This window comes from Rhabdochromatium marinum (assembly GCF_016583795.1).
GTDB classification, from domain to species: Bacteria; Pseudomonadota; Gammaproteobacteria; order Chromatiales; family Chromatiaceae; genus Rhabdochromatium; species Rhabdochromatium marinum.
In genome coordinates, this window is sequence record NZ_NRRS01000009.1 from 45,782 (window position 1) to 65,370 (window position 19,589).

Sequence of the window (19,589 nt, forward strand, 5' to 3'; positions counted from 1 at the left end):
CATGACCAGCGCTGTCACCAAAATCATCGTCATCGACGACGACCCGACCGGCTCCCAGACCGTTCACAGTTGTCTGCTGCTGACGCGCTGGGATGTCGAGACCCTGCTGACCGGGCTGCGCGATGCCGCGCCGCTATTTTTCATTCTCAGCAACACCCGCGGCATGGGCGCGGAGCAGGCCGCCGCAGTGACCCGGGAGATTTGTCGCCAGCTGCGCACTGCTCTGGAACAACTCGCCGCCCAAGGGCTGCGGATTCAGCCACTCGTCGTCAGCCGTTCCGACAGCACCCTGCGCGGACATTATCCGGTCGAAACCGATGTGATTGCCGAGGAACTCGGCCCTTTCGATGCCCATTTTCTGGTGCCGGCCTTCTTTGAGGGCGGACGTATCACCCGCGATGGCATCCATTATCTGCGCGTCGATGGCCAGTTGGTGCCGGTGCATGAGACTGAATTTGCTCGTGACTCGGTGTTTGGCTTCAGCACCGCCTACTTGCCTGACTATGTGGCGGAGAAAACTCAAGGCCGCATTCCCGCCGGGCAAGTGGTGCAGCTGGGGTTGGCGGCGATACAGGGTGATCTCAGTGCGCAACTGCGCGCCCTGCACGGCAATCAATGCGTGGTGGTCGATGCCGAACAGCCCTCCGACCTGGACCGTTTCTGCACCCAGGTGCTGGCCGCCACCGCCGCAGGTCAGCGCTTTCTGTTTCGCAGCGCCGCCAGCCTACTGACCGCGCTGGCCAAACTGCCGCCTCAGCCAGTGGCGGCAGCCGACATGGGGCAGTTCGCCCGCAACGGCCAGCCGGGCGTGGTGCTGATGGGCTCCCATGTGGAGAAATCCAGCCGCCAGCTCGAACGCCTGATCGCGGCCGGGCGTGCGGAGCCGGGTGTGCTTCCCCTGGAGATCGCCATCGACCGCATCGACACTGAGGGTGAGGCGCTGCTGGAACAGCTTCAGCAGCAGGTGCGCGCAGTCATCCGCACTGGGCAGGGCGTGGTGCTCTACACCAGTCGCGGCGAGCGTCAGTTTCCAACCCGCGAAGCGCGCCTGGCTTTCGGCGAGCGGGTGGCGGCCTTTTTGGTGCGGATCGTCCAGACCCTGCCCGAGGACATCGGCTTTTTGATCAGCAAAGGGGGCATCACCTCCAACGATACCTTAAGCCAGGGGTTGGCGCTGCGGACCGCCCGGGTGCTGGGGCAAATTCTGCCCGGCTGCTCGGTGGTGCGCTGCCCGGCGGAGCATCCGCGCTTTCCCGGGCTGCCGGTGGTGATTTTTCCCGGCAATGTTGGCGACGATGACGCCCTGGCGCTGGCCTATCACCGCTTGTCGAGTCCGGCTCATGCCCAGAATTCCTGACGAACGCCCGCTCAATCCGCAACCGGACATCATCGCGGCGCTCAGCGCCGTTTTGCCCGCCGGGACGGTGTTGTCCTCCGCCGCCGAGCTGGCGCCCTATGAATGCGACGGCCTGACCGCCTTTCGCCAGCGCCCAATGGTGGTGGCGTTGCCCGAGTGCATTGAGCAGGTGCAACAGGTGCTCAGGTTGTGTCATGACGCCCGGGTGCCGGTGGTGGTGCGCGGCGCGGGCACCGGGCTGTCGGGCGGTGCGCTGCCGCTGGCCGATGGGGTGCTGGTGTCGCTGGCAAAATTCAACCGGATTCTGGCCGTTGATCCCGACAGTCTGAGCGCGCGGGTACAACCCGGGGTGCGCAATCTGGCCATCAGCGAAGCCGCTGCGCCCTATGGCCTCTACTATGCCCCGGATCCGTCCTCGCAGATTGCCTGCACCATCGGCGGCAATGTGGCGGAGAACTCCGGCGGGGTGCATTGCCTGAAATATGGCCTTACAGTACACAACATTCTCAAGCTCAAGCTGCTGACCATTGAGGGCGAACTGTTTGAGGTCGGTCGCGAGGCGCTCGATGCCCCCGGGCTGGATCTGCTGGCGTTGCTGACCGGCTCCGAGGGCATGCTGGCGGTGATTGTCGAAATCACCGTCAAGCTGCTGCCCAAGCCGGAACGGGCCCAGGTGTTGCTGGCCGCTTTTGCCGACGTCGAAACCGCTGGCGCAGCGGTCGCCGGCATCATCGCCGCCGGCATCACCCCGGCGGGGCTGGAGATGATGGACAACCCGGCGATTCGTGCCGCCGAGGATTTTGTCCAGGCCGGCTACCCGGTCGAGGCCGAAGCGGTGCTGATCTGCGAACTCGACGGCTTCAATGCCGAGGTGTCCTTTGAGGTGATGCGGGTGCGCGAGCTGTTGCTCAGCGCCGGCGCGACCGAAGTGCGCACCGCCGCCGATGAGGCCGAGCGCCTGCTGTTTTGGAAGGGACGCAAGGCTGCCTTTCCGGCGGTTGGACGCCTCTCACCAGATTATTACTGCATGGATGGCACCATCCCACGCCGTGAGCTACCCCGGGTACTGCGTCGCATCGCCGAGCTGGCGGCAGATTATAGTCTGCGGGTGGCGAATGTTTTTCATGCTGGCGACGGCAATCTGCATCCGCTGATTCTCTACGATGCCAATCATCCCGGTGAATTGGAGCGCGCCGAGGAACTTGGCGGTGCCATTCTGGAGTTGTGCGTCGCGGTCGGCGGCACCGTGACCGGCGAGCATGGTGTGGGTGTCGAGAAGCTCAATCAAATGTGCGTGCAGTTCAATACCACCGAGCTTGAGCAAATGCACCGCGTGAAAGCCGCCTTTGATCCGCACGGTCTGCTGAATCCGGGCAAGGCGGTGCCGACCCTGCACCGCTGTGCTGAATTTGGTGCCATGCATGTGCATCACGGTGAACTGAAATTCCCTGAGCTGCCACGGTTTTGACATTCCGCCATGATTGATTCCCATGACTGACCCCTCTTTCAGCACTGGCTCCGACCCGGATCCCAACCCTGACGTCAGCACTGACGTTAGCATTGGCGGCAATGTCCAGGACAGCGAGGCTGCACTGGTCGCCCAGGTGCACGAGGCCCAGGCGGCGGGGCGGGCGCTGCGGATTCAGGGCACTGGCAGCAAAGCCTTTTACGGCAACTCTTGCCCGGCGGAGGCGGTGCTCGATTGTACTGGACATCGGGGCGTGGTGGCCTATGAGCCCAGTGAATTGGCCATCACCGCTCGTGCCGGCACCTCATTGTTGGAGATTGAGCACCTGCTCGCCGAGCAGAGCCAGCAGTTTCCGTTTGAGCCGCCGCATTTTGGCGACGGTACCGGCAGCGACGATATTGGCGGTGGCACCCTGGGCGGATTGGTGGCAACCGGCCTGTCCGGGCCAAGCCGTCCTTATACCGGCAGTGTGCGCGATGCAGTGCTGGGGGTGCGGCTGCTCAATGGACGTGGCGAGGTGCTGCACTTCGGCGGTCAGGTGATGAAAAACGTCGCCGGTTATGACCTCTCGCGCCTGATGGCAGGTGCCCTCGGGGTGTTGGGCGTGCTGCTGGAGGTGTCGCTTAAGGTGATTCCAACGCCGCCTGCCACTCTCACCCTAGTACATGAGTGTTCTCTGGAGGCGGCCCTGCAGCAGCTACGCCGCTGGGCTAGGCGTCCGCTGCCGATTACCGCGAGTGCCTGGTATCAGGGACGGTTGATGATCCGGCTGTCTGGCAGTGACGAAGCCCTGGCCGAGAGTCACCGCCTGTTGGGCGGCACGCCCTTGGACGTGGCGGAATCGGCTTGGCGCGTGCTGCGCGATCAGCGCCACGCCTTCTTCCTCGGTGACGCGCCGCTGTGGCGCCTGTCCGTCAGTCCCGCAACCCCGGCTGATGCCCTGCCTGGCGCCGAAGATCAACTCATCGAGTGGGGTGGGGCGCTGCGCTGGCTGACCGGCGACCAAGATGTTGCTCAGCTGCGCGCCCTCGCCCAAGCGGCGGGTGGACATGCCACCCTGTTTCGCCCAGGGCGTGGCCCCATGCCCGCTGATGGGGTGTTCAACCCGCTCGAACCGGTGGTGAAGCGCCTGCATCAACAACTCAAAAGCGCCTTTGATCCCCAGGGGATTCTCAATCCAAGGCGCCTGTACCCGGATCTCTGAGCCTCCGCATCTTAGCCCCGCCCATGCAGACGCAACTCAGCCCCTCCGTGCGCGCCACCCCTGCAGGTCGGGATGCTGAGCCCATTCTGCGCGCCTGCGTGCACTGTGGTTTTTGCACCGCCACCTGTCCGACTTATCAACTGCTCGGGGATGAACTCGATGGCCCTCGTGGGCGGATTTATTTGATCAAAAACCTGTTGGAAGGCGAGGCCGCCACCCGCGCCACCCAGGTGCATCTCGACCGCTGCCTGACCTGTCTGAACTGCGAAACCACCTGCCCATCCGGGGTTAAGTACCACCATTTGCTCGATATCGGCCGCCAGCATGTGGAGCAGGCCGTTGCACGACCGCTGCACGAACGGCTGCTGCGCTGGGGGTTGCGGACCATCCTGCCTTATCCGCACCGTCTGCGTCCGCTGTTGTGGTTCGCGCAGCGGTTGCGCCCGCTGCTGCCAGCGGTACTGCGCGACAAGTTCCCACCTCGCCATCGCCCCGTAGTGTCTGCTGCGCTGCGCCCGGCAGTGGCAGCGGTGGCGGTTGCCGCATCCAGCGTCCAATCCAGAGACGAGTCCAGAGATAAATCGAGAGTCGAGTGTTCGCTTGGTGCTTACCAACCGCGCCAATCATGCCGATTACGTCAGGTCATTGTGCTCGACAACTGTGTTGAGCCTCTGCTCACTCCGGCCACGGTCGTCGCGCTGGAGCGCATTCTCGCGGCGCTCGACATTCAAGTCATGCGCGCATCGGGGGCCGGATGCTGCGGAGCCATCGCTGCGCATCTGGCGGCTCCCGAACAAGCCAAGCTGCAGATACGCCGCAACATCGACGCCTGGTGGCCGCTGGTGGAAGCCGGAGCCGAGGCGATTCTGGTTTCGGCCAGCGGCTGCGGCGCGGCGGTGAAGGATTACGGCTGGTGGCTGCGCGATGATCCCGACTATGCCGCGCGCGCCGCGCACATCGTGTCCCTGGCACAGGATCCCAGCGAATATTTCAGCGCCGAGGAGCTGGTGCCCCTAGTTGCAAGCCAGTCCAAACGCCTGGCGTTTCACCCCCCCTGCACCCTGCAACACGGCCAGCAACTTCCCGGCCAGGTCGAACACCTGCTGCGGGAAGCCGGCTTTGAACTGCTGCCGGTGCAGAACAGTCACAGCTGCTGCGGCTCAGCCGGCACTTACTCCATCCTGCACAGCACACTGGCCAATCAACTGCGGGATGACAAGCTCCAAACACTGGAAGTTACTGACCCCGCCCTGATTGTCACCGCCAATGTCGGCTGTCAAACCCATCTGCAAACCGCAACCGCACGCCCAGTGGTGCATTGGTTGGAGTTGTTTGATCCGGACGGCTGAGCAAGAGCGGTTGGGTCTGAAATTTTCAAGCAGGCTACCCCAACCGAAGGGTACTCAGGTTGTCATTCAAGGCAGAATCGCTCCTGTTGCGGAGATGGTTCCAACGACACTCCCGGCAATAGGCGCCTGCCCAACAGCGGGAATTTCTGCTCCAAACAAGGTCGCTGTGTCGGCATAGGTTCGAAGAATTCCGGAGGCCGGATCCTCCAGCGTACCAGCAAAAGAGAAAAGAAAGGCCGCCGGTTTGCCGAGAAGCGTCAAATGCTGACCATTGGAACTCAAACGCAGGCCATCTGCGGCGAATAGCGTCTCATCAATCTTGAATCCCGCTGGCAATACCAAAAAACCTGCCTGTTTGTCGACAATCGTCACTGAACCGCCCAATTCAACGGGCACGGCATAGGTATCGCTGCCACCAAAATCCAGATAGCGTCTTGTTTCGAGCGCACGACCGACGACGGTTGTCTGTTGATCGCCGCCATCGAGGTACTCAGTCATCGGCGGTTCGGCATCAGCACCGACTTCAACCTGCGCAACCGGCCCCCAGGTGAGTCCCGAGAAGCCTGCCCAAGGGGCATTTCGAACTTGAAGACCGTAGGATCCCGCCCTCGCTGCTGCGAAGGTGAAGGTTCCGGAGCCATTACTTGGCAAAATATCGGCATCGCCGACGCGGCTCACATCGATCAACTCAATGTCGTCGATCCACCAGCCATGCCGTTCTTCGATGCCGCTGTAATAACGATCCTGCCGGGTGTAGGTAAACCTGAACTGAGCGACTTTGTTCGCTGCTGCGTCGAGAGACACATTCTTTGGGTCAAAGGCGGTTTCTCCTTGATCACCCGTGCCTTGCTGAGTCCAAATATCACTCCAACTTGCGCCAGAATCCAAGGAAATCTGTACGCGAGCCACTTGTCCCGCATTGGCATATCCAAGTCGACTCTGAAATTGCAGACGGCTGTTCTGGCTTAGCAGATATTCATTTGGCAAATGAAAAGACTGGTCTGTTCCATCTGGATGCAGAAGATGAAAAGCCTTTATCCCAGATGCTGAAGCTTCGTCGGATATCAACGCGTAACCTTCTGAGACCTCAGGGATAACCTGTGGATCGCCATTTTCCGCCCCGGTGAAAAACGCACTTGGGGTCAAATCGAAGGAGCGAATCTCATAGCGATCCGACCAGGCAAGGGTATCGAATTGGTAGTCTGCTTCGCTCCCCGCAGCAAGGTATGCCGGGCCGTCGATGCTGAGTTCTGGCTCGTTCCCTGGATCAGTTGGATCGAAAATTGTCAGCTGATACTGAAAACGGCGTGCAACACCGTCGATGACGACATTATCGATCGTGACCGACCAGAGTGTATCCCGTTCTACGGGAGGCCAATCACCAGGGTCTTGTGGATCATAGTAACCAACCGGTGCCCAGACAATGCTTTGCTGATAATCATTGTTTCGCGAGTGGACTTCGGTCGGAACCGTCTCGCCATCTTTGGTCATGGTCACGGTCGCGCCAGAGAAATCGGCATTCTCATACATGAAAGACCAGCGCGGAAAAACGACCGGGTAAGGCACATAGCCAGGTGGGGGCCAAGCGATGAAGTTATCACGACTCGCGGGCCACAGCAGTCCATAATCCCTTTCTGGGAAATAGGTGACATGCCGCGCCCGATGTTCCCCGACCTTCGGGATGTCCCCAGTTCCTATTACTTCAATGGTTGGCAGCAGTGTTTTGTAGCGATGCCCCGCGCGTGTATTGTTATCGCCGTTGTCGCGGAAAGCCGAGTAAATGGAGCCGGGTCCATTGGTACCGCCAGAGAGATTGGAATTATCCGCTGCTTCCGCTCCATCGGCGGTGTAGCACAACCAGCTTGGTGGCGGTGAGTGATTGAGTTCATCATTGGCGCTCATCATTAACGCACCAAGCTGCGCTTTCTCATTGGCAGCCTCATCAAGGTTAACATCCGTGTGAACACCGGCCATGGCTCTGAAATAATTATAGCGGAGCAAGGTGGCGGCTTGAAAATCGGCGGCAATCGTCCCCGCCACACAGCTATCCACGTCTCCATTCCAAGTGATGGGTATCTTTTCTGAGGCAAGAAAAACCGCGTTGTAGAAGCCACGCGTCAACCCCCGGATGGAAATATCCAGCTGACCGAAAGAGCCAGTAACCGGGAAAGCCGCTGAGGTCGTCCAACGCCCTTCAGAGACATCAAATCCATCGGCATCCGCCCACTTGATCACTGACACCGTCAACATAACTGCAAACAGCGTTTTCGCGCTAATTGCCACGCAACGACAGGTCAGCATAGTTCGCAAAGTTCTTTGCATAAAATATTTGCCTCTACAGGTAAAATGCTGGTTCTAACCATACCATTGACCCATGTCATGGGGCGGATTGGTGTGGCAGCCTGCGCGAGACTGACCTGTCCTTGGTGGTCGTTGCCGGTTATTGTGGCATTGCGTGCCCCGGTAGCGAATGAAATTGCAGTTGCCCGTTCTGAAGATTGATGTCGATCAGATCACCGGGTTTGAAATGGCCGGCCAGAATCTGCTGGGCGAGCGGGTTCTCCAGCTGGGTACGAATGGCCCGTTTCAGCGGTCGGGCACCATAGACGGGATCGAAGCCGGCTTCACCCAGGTGATCAATGGCCGCGTCGCTGATTTGCAGGCCGATGTCGCGTCCAGCCAGGCGTTCGCGCAGGTAGTGGAGCTGGATGCCAGCGATGGCGCGAATCTGCTCAATATCGAGCGGGTGGAAGACCACAATTTCATCAAGACGATTGATGAACTCGGGGCGGAAGGCCTGGCGCAGAATGCCCATGACGGCCGCCTTCATCTCGTCATAATTGGCCTCGCCGGCGGTTTGCTGGATGACATCCGAGCCGAGATTGGAGGTCATCACAATGGCGGCGTTGCGGAAGTCCACGGTGCGACCCTGACCATCGGTGAGCCGGCCGTCATCCAGCACTTGCAGCAGCACATTGAAGACATCCGGGTGGGCCTTCTCGATCTCATCGAGCAGGATCAGGCTGTAGGGCTGTCGGCGCACGGCTTCGGTCAGATAGCCGCCTTCATCATAGCCAACATAGCCGGGCGGGGCGCCAATCAGGCGCGCCACCGAGTGCTTCTCCATGAACTCGGACATGTCGATGCGCACCAGGGATTCCTCGGTATCGAACAGAAAGTGCGCCAGCGCCTTGCACAGCTCGGTCTTGCCCACCCCGGTGGGGCCGAGAAACAGGAAGGAGCCAATGGGGCGGTTGGGGTCGGACAGCCCGGCGCGGGAGCGGCGGATGGCATTGGACACGGCACGCACGGCTTCTTGCTGGCCGACCACCCGTTGCTGCAGGGCTTCTTCCATGCGCAGCAGTTTGTCCCGCTCGCCTTCGAGCATTTTTGACACCGGGATGTTGGTCCATTTGGACACAATCTCGGCGATTTCCTCATCGCTGACTTTGTTGCGTAGCAGGCGGTTGCTGCTCTGTTTGCTGTCACTGGCGGCGGCCAGGCGCTTTTCGAGTTCCGGAATACGTCCGTATTGCAGCTCCGACATGCGGGTCAAATCGCCCGCGCGGCGCGCGGTTTCCAGCTCCACCCGGGCGCGATCGAGTTCTTCCTTGATGTGTGCGGTGCCTTGGACAGCGGCTTTTTCGGACTGCCAGATGTCATTGAGGTCAGCAAACTCGCGTTCCAGCTTGGCGATGTCGTCTTGCAGATCGCCGAGGCGCTTCTTGGAGGCCTCATCCGCTTCTTTTTTCAGCGCCTCGCGTTCGATTTTGAGCTGAATCAGACGGCGGTCAAGTTTGTCCATTTCCTCGGGCATGGAGTCGATTTCCATGCGAATCTGCGAGGCGGCCTCATCGATCAGATCAATCGCCTTGTCCGGCAGCTGGCGATCCGTGATGTAGCGGTGCGACAAGGTGGCGGCGGCGATGATAGCCGGGTCGGTGATCTCAACCGCATGATGCACTTCGTAGCGTTCCTTGAGGCCCCTCAGGATGGCGATGGTATCTTCCACGCTTGGCTCTTGCACCAGAACCTTCTGGAAACGGCGTTCGAGCGCGGCGTCCTTCTCGACATACTTGCGATATTCGTCCAGGGTGGTGGCGCCGATGCAGTGCAGCTCACCGCGCGCTAGTGCGGGCTTGAGCATGTTGCCGGCGTCCATGGCGCCCTCAGCCTTGCCGGCGCCGACCATAGTGTGCAGCTCATCAATAAACAAAATGATGTTGCCTTCCTGGCGGGCGACATCATTGAGTACCGCCTTCAGGCGTTCCTCGAACTCGCCGCGGAACTTGGCTCCGGCAATGAGCGCGGCCATGTCGAGCGCCAGTAGGCGCTTGGTTTTGAGGCCCTCGGGCACTTCACCGTTGACGATGCGCTGCGCCAGTCCCTCGACGATGGCGGTTTTGCCCACCCCCGGCTCGCCGATCAGCACTGGGTTGTTCTTGGTGCGCCGTGCGAGCACCTGAATGGTGCGGCGGATTTCATCATCGCGTCCGATCACCGGGTCGAGCTTGCCCTGTTCGGCGCGCTCGGTCAGATCGATGCTGTATTTCTCCAGGGCCTGGCGCTGTTCCTCGGCGTTGGGATCCTCGACCTTCTGGCCGCCGCGCATGTTGTCGATGGCGCGTTCAAGCGCGTTTTTGCTCGCTCCGGCGTCGCGCAGGGCACCGCCGAGTTCGCCCTTGTCCTCCAGCGCCGCGAGCACGAACAGCTCGGAGCTGATGTACTGATCATTACGCGTCTGCGCGAGCTTGTCGGTGACGTTGAGCATCCGGTTCAGGCTGTTGGAGAGGGTCACATCTCCGCCGGTGCCCGAGACCTGGGGCTGGCGCTCCAGCGCTTCACCCAGCGCCGAGCGCAGGCGATTGACATTCACATCCGCTTGCGTGAGCAGGTGACGTACACTGCCACCGTCCTGATCGAGCAGCGCGATCATCAGGTGCAACGGCTCAATGAACTGGTGGTCGCGACCGACGGCGAGACTCTGCGCATCGGCCAGCGCCATCTGAAACTTACTGGTCAGCTTATCCATTCGCATGGTGGTTCTCCGGTAATGCTTAGGGTTATTACCTCGGAACTAGGGGAGGGCAGCCGATTATTCAAGCAGGAGTGATGCCAATCAAGCAGGAGTGATGCCAATTTGGTTGAGACTTTATTAGAACGCTGGATGGTATCAAGGTGTGCCCAATTATAAATCTGTATTAACCTTTTAGCTGTTCATTTGCGCGCTGGGCCTGCCAAAATAGTAGCCTTGGTAATACTGTACACCCAGATCACGCAGTACGTGGAATTCTGACTCGGTTTCCACACCTTCCGCGAGTGTTGCTACCCCCATATCGAGCAGGTAGCGCTGGAACATTTCCAGCATCTGGCGTTTGGCTTCCGGGGCAGTGTCGATGTCGCGGATTAGCGCGATGTCAAACTTAACGTAATCCGGTGGCACTTCTGTTAGCTCGATCAAGCGCGCCTGGCCGGCGCCAAAGTCGTCGTAGGCAAAACCGATGTTCAGCGCTTGCAGGTCATCGCGAATACGTCGGATCAGGGGCAGGTTAGTCGCAGCGGCTTCATGCATCTCAAACACGAGCTGAAGTTGTGGAAAAGCCGTGCGGATGCTCTGAACGCAGCGCAGCAGACGTTCCGGATTGGCGAGTTCGCCGGGGTGGATGTTGAAGAAATAGCGTCCTTCAGGGCGCAGCGTGTTGGCGATCTCCAAGCCTTTTTGACGAAAGAGTTCGCTCAGGTGTACTTCCATTTCTAGGCTTTCGGCAATCTGAAACAGGGCTAATGGCGCCTGTGGCAAGTTGTCCAAGGCGCCGCGGCCGAGCATTTCATAGGCGAAGGTTGTGTCGCTGGCATCCACGATTGGTTGGAAGGCAGCGGTGACCGCTCCCTTGAGCAATAACAGTTGCAGTTCGCGCGCGCCGCGTGGCAAATTCTCGGGCAGGGCGCCGCTACGCACACTGGTGCGGTCGCTTAGGTTGTCGTCGGTGGGCTTCTGTTCAATCAGGCGGTATTCCTGATCGGCGAAGTGCAGCACATCACCGGCGAGCAGCCCTTGTTCGCGTTCGATGCGCTGATGATTGACATAGCAACCGTTGGTTGAACCCAGGTCGCGCAGCAGAAGCTGATTCTCAATGCAGTCGAGTTCGGCATGACGGCGTGACACCTCGGTGCTGTCGAGGATCAGCGCGCAGTCCGGGTGGCGACCAACTAGAAAGGGGAACTGATACAGGTGTATGCGTCTGAGGCGTTTGGATTCACCAACATATCCTTCAAGATACCAGCTGTTTCTGACCATGCCTGTGTTACCCCTTTGAACTAGCCGATTTTTGATGATACCGATCATAATTCATACGGCTATACTGTTTATTATCCTTGAAAACCAGCGAGTCAGTTCTGATGAAAAAATCGACCCGTGCGTTCCTTGTGCTGTCATCTTTTATAGGGCTGACGCTAATCTTTGGCTCGGCTCAGGCTCAATCAACCACTTGTGCTGATTCCTGTTTGCTCGGCGAGCCGGGCGCGGAGTCGCTTTGTACTCTATGGGATGCAAATACCGGGCAGTGGATTGACGCGCCGGACCTGGGCGTTGGCTCGATGCATGATCGTGCCCGCGCGTATTTACCCTGGCTGCGGCAACAGTTGATGCCTGCCGGCGGCGTGATGAGCGCGATCTTTACCGATGCGAGCTATCAGCAGGTCGCGAGCTATGGGGGCGAGCGGGATGTTGCGATCTGGACTGGCAGCTATCTGGCCGCCGAGGCGTTGCGCCTGATGACGACCGGGGCTGAGGACGCCTTTCATCAGGTGGTGGAAACAGCCGCCACCCTGCATCGCTGGTGGAATATCCCCGGCGATCCTGGCTATCTGGCCCGCTTTGCCGCTCCTTCAAGCAGTCCGCCGGAAATCAAGGCCACCCTGCCCGGCGATGATGACGAAGTGTATCAGAACTGGCTCTATGACGGCGTGTTTTGGGACTGGCGCGGCGATGTGAGCCGTGACCAGTATCAGGGAGTGCTGCTTGGCTACTCTCTGGCTTACGAGGCGCTGGCCGCCTGGCAGGATAATCCTGAATATGGTGCAGTTGCTCGTGCGACCATGGAGCGCTTGCGCGCGGATACGGTGGAGTTTGCCGAGCAGTTGATGCAGCGCGAGCGCCGCACGGTCAATATTAAAATCAATGATCGGACTGTGTCTCTGGACATGATGCTGGAGAACGTCGTGTATCTGACAGCGGCTATGCCCGATGGTGTGCCGACACTGGAGATTAATCTCGACACTGGTGAGGTCAAGGGTCAGGGCATCCTGGTGTTTTGGCCCGATCCGGCGGAATATATCCGCCAGATCCCCGGGTTTGGCTGGTTTCCGTCGCTTCCACTGCCCACTCAGGCGATTCAGCTGGGAGCGGCGTTTCGCATCGCCTTGCAGATGTCAGAGCAGGTTCCAGGGTATGAAAGCCGTTCTCAGGCGCTGGCCGATTATTATGCCGCCAAGGCCGACGGTTGGCTGACGGTCGCCGAAGGCTGGAGCAATACCAATCGCTGTGGCGACGGCTATCATGGCCTCAATATCGGTTTCATGCCGGTGTATAGTTGGACACGGCTGGAAAGTGATCCGGTGCGCAAGGATCGTTTGCAGCGCAATCTGTTGCAGGGGCGCATGTGGCCAGCGGTGGCGGAAGATAAGAACGTCTTCTTTGCTTTCATTTACGCCTCTCAGGCCCCGGCCGAAACCGATACAAGCAGCATTGTCGCAGATCATGTGGCGCAACTGGCCGGTTTCCCCCCCCCACCCAATGAGGCGCGGCCAGTCAATCTGGTGGGCCAGTATCCCGAAAACCCCAGCTGTCCGGGGCTGTCGTCGGTTGCCGTGGATGTCAGCCAGCGGGTGCCGGCCAGCTTCATCTGGGAGCGTCAGCCCTGGAAATTGGAGGATCCCGGCGTGCCGAATCGCCTCTATGGCGGGGTTGATTATCTGCTGGCCTATTGGATGGGGCGGCGCTATGACTATATTGCCGATGATGCTCCCGGCACCTGTTTGCGCCCGCGCGCCATGCCGGCTGCCTCGGCTGGTGTGCTGGAAATTCCCCAGCCCAATTCGGTGCAGACCGGCATTGGTCTGGTCTCTGGTTGGTATTGCGAGGCGCGCACGCTGGACATTTCAATTGATGATGGCGTGCCGATTCCGGTCGCCTATGGCACCTCGCGCCAGGACACCCGCCCGATCTGTGGGGATACCAATAACGGCTTCGGCTATCTGATCAACTACAACAATTTGGCCGACGGCGAGCATCGCGTGCAGGTATGGCTCGACGGGCAGCCGGCGGCACAGGCGACCTTCCAGGTTCGCACGCTTGGCGCGCCTTTCCGACAGGATCTGGCGGCCAAACAGTGGTTGGAGGACTTTCCGGCGGTGGGGCAGAGCACCCTGTTGCGCTGGCAGACGGCCAATCAGAGTTTTGTGATTGCCGGCAGCGGAACTGTGCGTGCCGCCGGACAGGCGGTCGCGCGTGCCACCGGGCCGACGGGACCAGGCTATTTGGAAATTCCCCAGCCGGACTCGGATCAGAGTGGCATTGGCTTGGTGTCTGGTTGGTATTGCACCGCCAATACCGTGTCGATTCAGATCGATGGCGGGCCTTTGCTGGAGACTGGCTATGGCACCGGCCGGGCCGATACGCTGTCGGCTTGTGGCGATACCAACAATGGCTTCGGCTTTCTAATCAACTACAACAACCTGGGTGATGGCCCCCATCAGATCACCGCCTATGCCGATGATCTGGCCTTTGCGACAGCATCCTTCAGCGTGCAGACGCTGGGCGAGCCTTTTGTGACTGGATTAACGGCTGAGTACGGCATCCTGGATTTCCCCGCACCGGGCCTGGCCACTCAGGTGCGCTGGCAGGAGGCTAATCAGGGCTTTACCATTGTGGGGGTGAATCCACGCTGAGCGCGTGTGGCCAGGTTGCTCATGAAGCCTGCTCTGGCGCTGTCACGCGCGCCAGGGCGCGATGGCCGATGTCGCGCCGATAGAAACCGCCGTCGAAGTGAATGTGCTCCAGGTTGGCATAAACGGTGGCGCGGGCGCTGGCCACATCCGCACCCAGAGCGGTTGCGCACAGCACCCGCCCGCCGCTGCTGAGAATTGCGCCCTCTTGGGCCTGGGTGCCGGCGTGGAAGACTTTGCAGTCGGGGGTTTGTGCCACAGCCTCCAGCCCCTGGATGATATCACCGGTCTTGGGGCGGTCAGGGTAGCCGGCGGCGGCCATGACCACGCCCAGGGCGACCCTGGAGTCCCAGTTCAATGGGGCCTCGCTCAGGTGGCCGTCGCAGGCATCCAGGCACAGTTGCACCAGATCGCTCTGTAAGCGCATCAGCAGTGGCTGGGCTTCCGGGTCGCCCAGACGACAGTTGAATTCCAGCACCCGGGGCGCGCCCTCGGCGTCGATCATCAGCCCGGCGTACAGAAAGCCGCGATAGCGCAGGCCTTCCTCGGCCAGTGCCCACACTGTGGGGCGCATGATCTCGGTCATGATGCGCTCATGCAGTTCGGCGGTGACCACCGGTGCTGGCGAGTAGGCGCCCATGCCGCCGGTGTTGGGGCCATTGTCGCCCTCATCGCGAGCCTTGTGATCCTGCGAGCTGGCCAGAGGCACCAGCGTCTTGCCATCGACCAGCGCAATAAAACTGGCCTCTTCGCCACTCAGAAACTCCTCAATGACCAGCCGCTGTCCGGCGGCGCCAAACTGCTGCTCGCTCAGCATGGCATGCACGCTGGCGCGCGCCTGGGCCAGATCCTCGGCAATGATCACTCCTTTGCCAGCCGCAAGACCGTCGGCCTTGATCACCACCGGACGGGTGAAAGGGGCGCGGGCCTCCAGCCAAGCCAGGGCTTCAGCTTCGTCGCTGAAGCTTTGGTAGTCCGCCGTGGGGATTCCGTGGCGGGCAAGGAAATCCTTGGTGAACTGCTTGGAACCTTCCAACTGGGCCGCAGCGGCCCTGGGACCAAAGCACCGCAGCCCGGCCGCCGCAAAAGCATCGACAATGCCAGCCACCAGCGGTGCCTCGGGGCCGACGATGGTCAGTTCCACCGCCTGCTCGCGGGCAAAGGCGACCAGACTGGGAATGTCATTGGCGCTGATCGAAACATTCTCGATGCCAGGCTCGCGAGCCGTGCCGCCATTTCCCGGCGCGACCCAGACCCGCTCGGCCAGGGGGGATTGCCGGACTTTCCAGGCCAGCGCATGTTCGCGCCCGCCGCCGCCGATGATCAGTAGATTCATGGTTGCAAATGCTGATAATTGGGTGACTGATAACTGAGTGACTGATACTGGCTGAATGAGTGGCGGTTCAGACGCGCGGCTTGCGCTCGAAAGCGGTGAGGCCGCGACCGGAATCGCCGGCGCGGATAAAGGCCAGAATACGCTCGGTCTCGGGGCCGGGCAGTTGGGCTTCAGCCGCTTCCATGGCGCGGACGAGTGGCTGTCCAGAGCGGAACAGGAGCCGATAGACCGCCTTGATGTGACGGCGCTGCTCGGCGCTGAAGCCCTGCCGCCGCAGGCCAACGGTGTTGATGCCGATCAGGCGCGCGCGCTGGCCGTTGGTCAGTGCAAAGGGTGGAATATCCTGGGTGACGCCGCTGACACCGCCAATCATGCAGGAATCACCGATGCGACAAAACTGATGCACCGCCACATGGCCGGAGAGAAAACAATGGTCTCCAAGCTGCACATGGCCACCAAGGGTGGCGGTATTGGCGAAAATATTATGATGGCCGACGTGACAATCATGGCCAATATGAGCAAAGGCCATCAGATAGTTGTGATCGCCGATGCAGGTGCCAGCCTCGGTCTTGACGCCCCGGCTGATGTTGACGCCTTCCTTGAAGTGATTGTGTTGCCCGATGATCAGCGGTCGCGAATCCTCCGGGCGGAAGTGGATGTCCTGCGGCTCGCTGCCCAGGGTGGCACCGTGGCAGACGCGATTGCCAACGCCCAGCACGGCCGCGCCCTCAATGCGCACATGGCTGTCGATGACGCAGTCGGCGCCGATGCGCACGCCGGCACCAATGATGGAGTAGGGGCCGATGCTGGCGCTCGGATGAATGTCGGCATCCGGTGCGACCAAAGCGCTGGGATGAATACTCATGGCGTCGCTGCAGTCTCAGTGGCGGAAATGCCGGGTGCCGGTAAAGATCATGGCAATGTCGTGCTCATCGGCGGCGGCAATGACTTCAGCATCGCGCATGGAACCGCCGGGTTGAATCACGGCCGTGATGCCGACGGCGGCGGCTTGATCCAATCCATCGCGGAACGGGAAGAAGGCATCTGAGGCCAGCACGGCGCCCTTGACCTCCAGTCCGGCTTGTTCGGCCTTGATGGCTGCGATGCGGGCGGAATTCACCCGACTCATCTGCCCGGCACCGACCCCGATGGTCATGCGCTCGCGCGCATAGACAATGGCATTGGACTTGACAAATTTCGCCACCCGCCAGCAGAACAGCAAATCGGCCATTTCGCTTTGGCTGGGCGCCCGCGCGCTGACTTGGCGCAGCTCGGCGGCCACCAGTTGATCGGCGCTTTGCACCAGCAGTCCGCCAGTGACGCGCTTGAAGTCGAGCGGAGCGCTGGAGCCGGCCACCGTCCAGTCGCCACAACTTAGCAGGCGGACATTTTTCTTGGCCCGCGCGGCCTCAATTGCCCCCGGGCTGACGCGCGGGGCAATGATCACCTCAACAAACTGGCGGTCGATGATCAGTTGTGCAGTGGCGGCGTCCAACTCACGGTTAAAGGCAATGATGCCGCCAAAGGCGGATTCCGGATCGGTGGCAAAGGCGCGCTCATAAGCTTCGCTCAGGGTTGCGCCCTCGGCCACGCCACAGGGGTTGGCATGCTTGACGATGACGCAGCAGGGCGCATCGGTGAATTGCTTGACGCATTCGAGCGCCGCATCGGTGTCAGCAATGTTGTTGTAAGACAGCTCCTTGCCCTGGTGTTGCTCGACGCTGGCGATGCAGCCACCGGGGGTTCTGGGCTCGACGTAAAAGGCCGCGTGCTGATGTGGATTCTCGCCATAGCGCAGCGATTGCTGGCGGCGGAAATGCGTATGCAGGGTGCGGGGGAAGATGAGTGCATCGCTGGCTGGGGTCTGGACTTCAGCCGTGGTCCGGGCGATTTCCAGGCGTCGGCCGAGTTCATTGGCGATGGCGGCGTCATAGCTTGCGGTGTGTTCAAAGGCGCGCACGGCGAGATCGAAGCGCAAGGCATCGCTGACCTGGCCCTGGTTGGCGTCCAGCTCCGCGATCAGGCGTGGATAGTCGCTCGGCTCCACCAGCACGGCGACAGCGGCATGATTCTTGGCCGCTGCACGCACCAACGTCGGTCCACCGATATCGATCTGCTCAATGGCATCGGCCAGCGGGCAATTGGGATCAGCGGTTTGCTGCTCAAACGGATAGAGGTTGACCACCACCAAATCGATTGGCGCGATGCCATGTTCTTGCATCACGGCATCATCCGTGCCACGCCGCCCGAGAATGCCGCCGTGAATTTTGGGATGCAGGGTCTTGACCCGACCGTCCATCATCTCCGGGAAGCCGGTGTGGTCGGCGACCTCGGTGACTTGCAGGCCGAGTGCGCGCAAGCGGGTCGCGGTGCCGCCGGTGGACAGGATCTCAACTTGATGCTGGGCGAGAGCGGCGGCCAGCTCAGGCAGGCCGGTTTTGTCCGAAACACTGATCAGGGCGCGTCGAATGGGGTGCATAGCGGTTTCAGTGGCTGCTGTGTGAATTGTAGAGATAGAGCGTGTCAGAATGCGAACACGGGTTTAGAGGTTGCGCGGGTCATTGGCTGACTTCAGGCCATACTGCGCGATCTTCTTGCGCAGCGTGCCACGACTGATGCCCAGCGTTCGCGCTGCCAGGGTTTGGTTGCCGTGGCTGTGGTGCAGTACAGCCTCCAGCAGGGGACGCTCAACTTCATCGAGGACAAAACGATAGAAGTCATTGATCTGGTGATCCCCCATGCGTTGCAGATAGGACTCCAGGGCGGTGCGCACGCAATCGCGCAGGGGAATGCTGTGCTCCGGTTCAGCCTGCGCACGGTTGTCGGGTGCGTGCCCCTGGCAGCAGGGATTCGGCTTGGCGCTGTATGCCGTGGCTGAATTCATGCGTCATTCTCCCGTGTCATCAGGTCGGTCCATTGGTTCGGAAAAGTAGTCTTGCATCAGGCGGAATTGTTGGGTCGCTGAACTGGCGGTTAACAGAGCTTGGCGCGCGGTGGCAAAGCCCGGCAGCGCTTGGCAGTACCAAAGGATGTGCTTGCGTGCCACTCGGGAGCCGCGTATTTCCCCGTAAAAATCATAGAGTTCGGTGAGGTGCGCGAACAGGATATCGCGAATGCCTGCCAGATCAGGGGGCTTGGGGTGCTCACCGGTGGCCAGGAAGTGCTGGATCTGGTGAAAGATCCAAGGCTGTCCCAAGGCGCCACGGCCAATCATAACAGCATCGGCTCCTGTGTGTTCAAGCACTTTATGAGCATCCAGGGCGCTCCTGATATCGCCATTGGCGACGAGGGGCAGAGTGGTGTGCTCGCGCAGGGCGGCCAAGCTGTCATGTTCCGCCTGTCCCTGGTAGCCGCAGGCCCGGGTGCGTCCATGGACAGTTAACAGGGCAATGCCCGCCTCCTCGGCAATCCGGGCGATGCGTGGCAGGTTGCGCGTCTGAGGCGACCAGCCGGTGCGGGTTTTGACGCTGACCGGCACCTCGACGGCTCGCACCAGGGTGTGCAGAATGCGTGCCACCAAGGATTCATCGCGCAGCAGGGCCGAGCCGGCGGCCTGGCGACAGACTTTTTTGGCCGGGCAGCCCAGGTTGACATCGATCAAATCCGCGCCCTGATCGACGGCATAGCGGGCAAAATCCGCCATGGCAAGCGGATCGGCGCCGGCGATCTGCACCGCAAAGGGGCGGGCTTCGCGCTGGTGATCCAGGCGCTGCGCGCTGGTGGAAGTATGGCGCAGGGCCGGGTTAGCGGAGAGCATTTCGGAAAAGGCCAGTCCGGCGCCAAAGTGGCGGCATAGGCGCCGAAAGGGGCGGTCGGTGATGCCGGCCATGGGCGCGAGCAGCACCCGCGAGGACAGTTCCAGCGCGCCAATGCGTAAGGGAGGAGGAGACGAGACGGGAGATTCCGACATTGAGCGAGTCCGCCGGGGA

Annotated in this window: 13 protein-coding genes; 5 read left to right on the top strand and 8 right to left on the bottom strand. The window is 60.8% G+C overall.

What is annotated here, in order from left to right; translation table 11 throughout:
- The first annotated feature begins 1 nt into the window (after position 1).
- From CKO36_RS04510 to CKO36_RS04525, 4 genes are read left to right on the top strand one after another with little or no spacing between them, the layout of a single operon-like run.
- Positions 2-1,357 carry a four-carbon acid sugar kinase family protein gene (locus tag CKO36_RS04510; RefSeq protein ID WP_200281119.1) on the top strand — a complete coding sequence of 452 codons (1,356 nt, stop codon included), beginning with the start codon at positions 2-4 and terminating at the stop codon, positions 1,355-1,357.
- The gene (locus CKO36_RS04515) at positions 1,341-2,825 is read left to right on the top strand and encodes an FAD-linked oxidase C-terminal domain-containing protein (RefSeq protein WP_200281121.1); all 1,485 of its coding nucleotides are present in this window, start codon (positions 1,341-1,343) and stop codon (positions 2,823-2,825) included. The genes CKO36_RS04510 and CKO36_RS04515 overlap by 17 nt, the downstream gene beginning before the upstream one ends.
- Before the next feature lie 22 nt (positions 2,826-2,847).
- Positions 2,848-4,029 carry a glycolate oxidase subunit GlcE gene (gene glcE, locus CKO36_RS04520; protein WP_200281123.1) on the top strand — a complete coding sequence of 394 codons (1,182 nt, stop codon included), beginning with the start codon at positions 2,848-2,850 and terminating at the stop codon, positions 4,027-4,029.
- A gap of 23 nt (positions 4,030-4,052) precedes the next feature.
- Positions 4,053-5,378, top strand: coding sequence for a heterodisulfide reductase-related iron-sulfur binding cluster (locus CKO36_RS04525; protein ID WP_200281125.1), 1,326 nt, complete (start codon positions 4,053-4,055; stop codon positions 5,376-5,378).
- A gap of 66 nt (positions 5,379-5,444) precedes the next feature.
- Here CKO36_RS04525 and CKO36_RS04530 read toward each other — a convergent pair whose 3' ends face one another.
- From CKO36_RS04530 to CKO36_RS04540, 3 genes are all read right to left on the bottom strand, one after another.
- Positions 5,445-7,679 carry a CAP domain-containing protein gene (locus tag CKO36_RS04530; RefSeq protein ID WP_200281127.1) on the bottom strand — a complete coding sequence of 745 codons (2,235 nt, stop codon included), beginning with the start codon at positions 7,677-7,679 and terminating at the stop codon, positions 5,445-5,447.
- Between the two features lie 139 nt (positions 7,680-7,818).
- Positions 7,819-10,416 carry an ATP-dependent chaperone ClpB gene (gene clpB / locus CKO36_RS04535; RefSeq protein WP_200281129.1) on the bottom strand — a complete coding sequence of 866 codons (2,598 nt, stop codon included), beginning with the start codon at positions 10,414-10,416 and terminating at the stop codon, positions 7,819-7,821.
- Positions 10,417-10,587: 171 nt separating this feature from the next.
- Entirely contained in the window at positions 10,588-11,676 is a 1,089-nt protein-coding gene (locus CKO36_RS04540; RefSeq protein ID WP_200281131.1) for an EAL domain-containing protein, read from the bottom strand.
- A gap of 101 nt (positions 11,677-11,777) precedes the next feature.
- Here CKO36_RS04540 and CKO36_RS04545 point away from each other — a divergent pair, with 101 nt between their 5' ends.
- Positions 11,778-14,327, top strand: a complete 2,550-nt coding sequence (locus CKO36_RS04545) for a hypothetical protein (RefSeq protein ID WP_200281133.1) — start codon at positions 11,778-11,780, stop codon at positions 14,325-14,327.
- 19 nt (positions 14,328-14,346) lie between these two features.
- Here CKO36_RS04545 and purD read toward each other — a convergent pair whose 3' ends face one another.
- The 5 genes from purD to dusB form a co-directional block, all read right to left on the bottom strand.
- Positions 14,347-15,660: a phosphoribosylamine--glycine ligase gene (purD, locus tag CKO36_RS04550; protein ID WP_200281135.1), complete on the bottom strand. Its 1,314-nt coding sequence runs from the start codon at positions 15,658-15,660 to the stop codon at positions 14,347-14,349.
- Positions 15,661-15,727: 67 nt separating this feature from the next.
- The gene (lpxA, locus tag CKO36_RS04555; protein ID WP_200281137.1) at positions 15,728-16,525 is read right to left on the bottom strand and encodes an acyl-ACP--UDP-N-acetylglucosamine O-acyltransferase; all 798 of its coding nucleotides are present in this window, start codon (positions 16,523-16,525) and stop codon (positions 15,728-15,730) included.
- Positions 16,526-16,540: 15 nt separating this feature from the next.
- A complete protein-coding gene (gene purH / locus CKO36_RS04560; protein WP_200281140.1) occupies positions 16,541-18,139 on the bottom strand; it encodes a bifunctional phosphoribosylaminoimidazolecarboxamide formyltransferase/IMP cyclohydrolase in 1,599 nt (532 codons plus the stop codon).
- Between the two features lie 63 nt (positions 18,140-18,202).
- Positions 18,203-18,544, bottom strand: a complete 342-nt coding sequence (locus tag CKO36_RS04565; RefSeq protein WP_200281143.1) for a helix-turn-helix domain-containing protein — start codon at positions 18,542-18,544, stop codon at positions 18,203-18,205.
- Positions 18,545-18,547: 3 nt separating this feature from the next.
- Positions 18,548-19,570: a tRNA dihydrouridine synthase DusB gene (dusB, locus tag CKO36_RS04570; protein ID WP_200281146.1), complete on the bottom strand. Its 1,023-nt coding sequence runs from the start codon at positions 19,568-19,570 to the stop codon at positions 18,548-18,550.
- Positions 19,571-19,589 lie beyond the last annotated feature (19 nt).

Excerpts from the sequence above, each read along its gene's own strand:
- CKO36_RS04510 (WP_200281119.1), top strand. The coding sequence starts at position 2 with ATGACCAGCGCTGTCACCAAAATCATCGTCATCGACGACGACCCGACC.
- CKO36_RS04515 (WP_200281121.1), top strand. The coding sequence starts at position 1,341 with ATGCCCAGAATTCCTGACGAACGCCCGCTCAATCCGCAACCGGACATC.
- glcE (WP_200281123.1), top strand. The coding sequence starts at position 2,848 with ATGACTGACCCCTCTTTCAGCACTGGCTCCGACCCGGATCCCAACCCT.
- CKO36_RS04525 (WP_200281125.1), top strand. The coding sequence starts at position 4,053 with ATGCAGACGCAACTCAGCCCCTCCGTGCGCGCCACCCCTGCAGGTCGG.
- CKO36_RS04530 (WP_200281127.1), bottom strand. The coding sequence starts at position 7,679 with ATGCTGACCTGTCGTTGCGTGGCAATTAGCGCGAAAACGCTGTTTGCA.
- clpB (WP_200281129.1), bottom strand. The coding sequence starts at position 10,416 with ATGCGAATGGATAAGCTGACCAGTAAGTTTCAGATGGCGCTGGCCGAT.
- CKO36_RS04540 (WP_200281131.1), bottom strand. The coding sequence starts at position 11,676 with ATGGTCAGAAACAGCTGGTATCTTGAAGGATATGTTGGTGAATCCAAA.
- CKO36_RS04545 (WP_200281133.1), top strand. The coding sequence starts at position 11,778 with ATGAAAAAATCGACCCGTGCGTTCCTTGTGCTGTCATCTTTTATAGGG.
- purD (WP_200281135.1), bottom strand. The coding sequence starts at position 15,660 with ATGAATCTACTGATCATCGGCGGCGGCGGGCGCGAACATGCGCTGGCC.
- lpxA (WP_200281137.1), bottom strand. The coding sequence starts at position 16,525 with ATGAGTATTCATCCCAGCGCTTTGGTCGCACCGGATGCCGACATTCAT.
- purH (WP_200281140.1), bottom strand. The coding sequence starts at position 18,139 with ATGCACCCCATTCGACGCGCCCTGATCAGTGTTTCGGACAAAACCGGC.
- CKO36_RS04565 (WP_200281143.1), bottom strand. The coding sequence starts at position 18,544 with ATGAATTCAGCCACGGCATACAGCGCCAAGCCGAATCCCTGCTGCCAG.
- dusB (WP_200281146.1), bottom strand. The coding sequence starts at position 19,570 with ATGTCGGAATCTCCCGTCTCGTCTCCTCCTCCCTTACGCATTGGCGCG.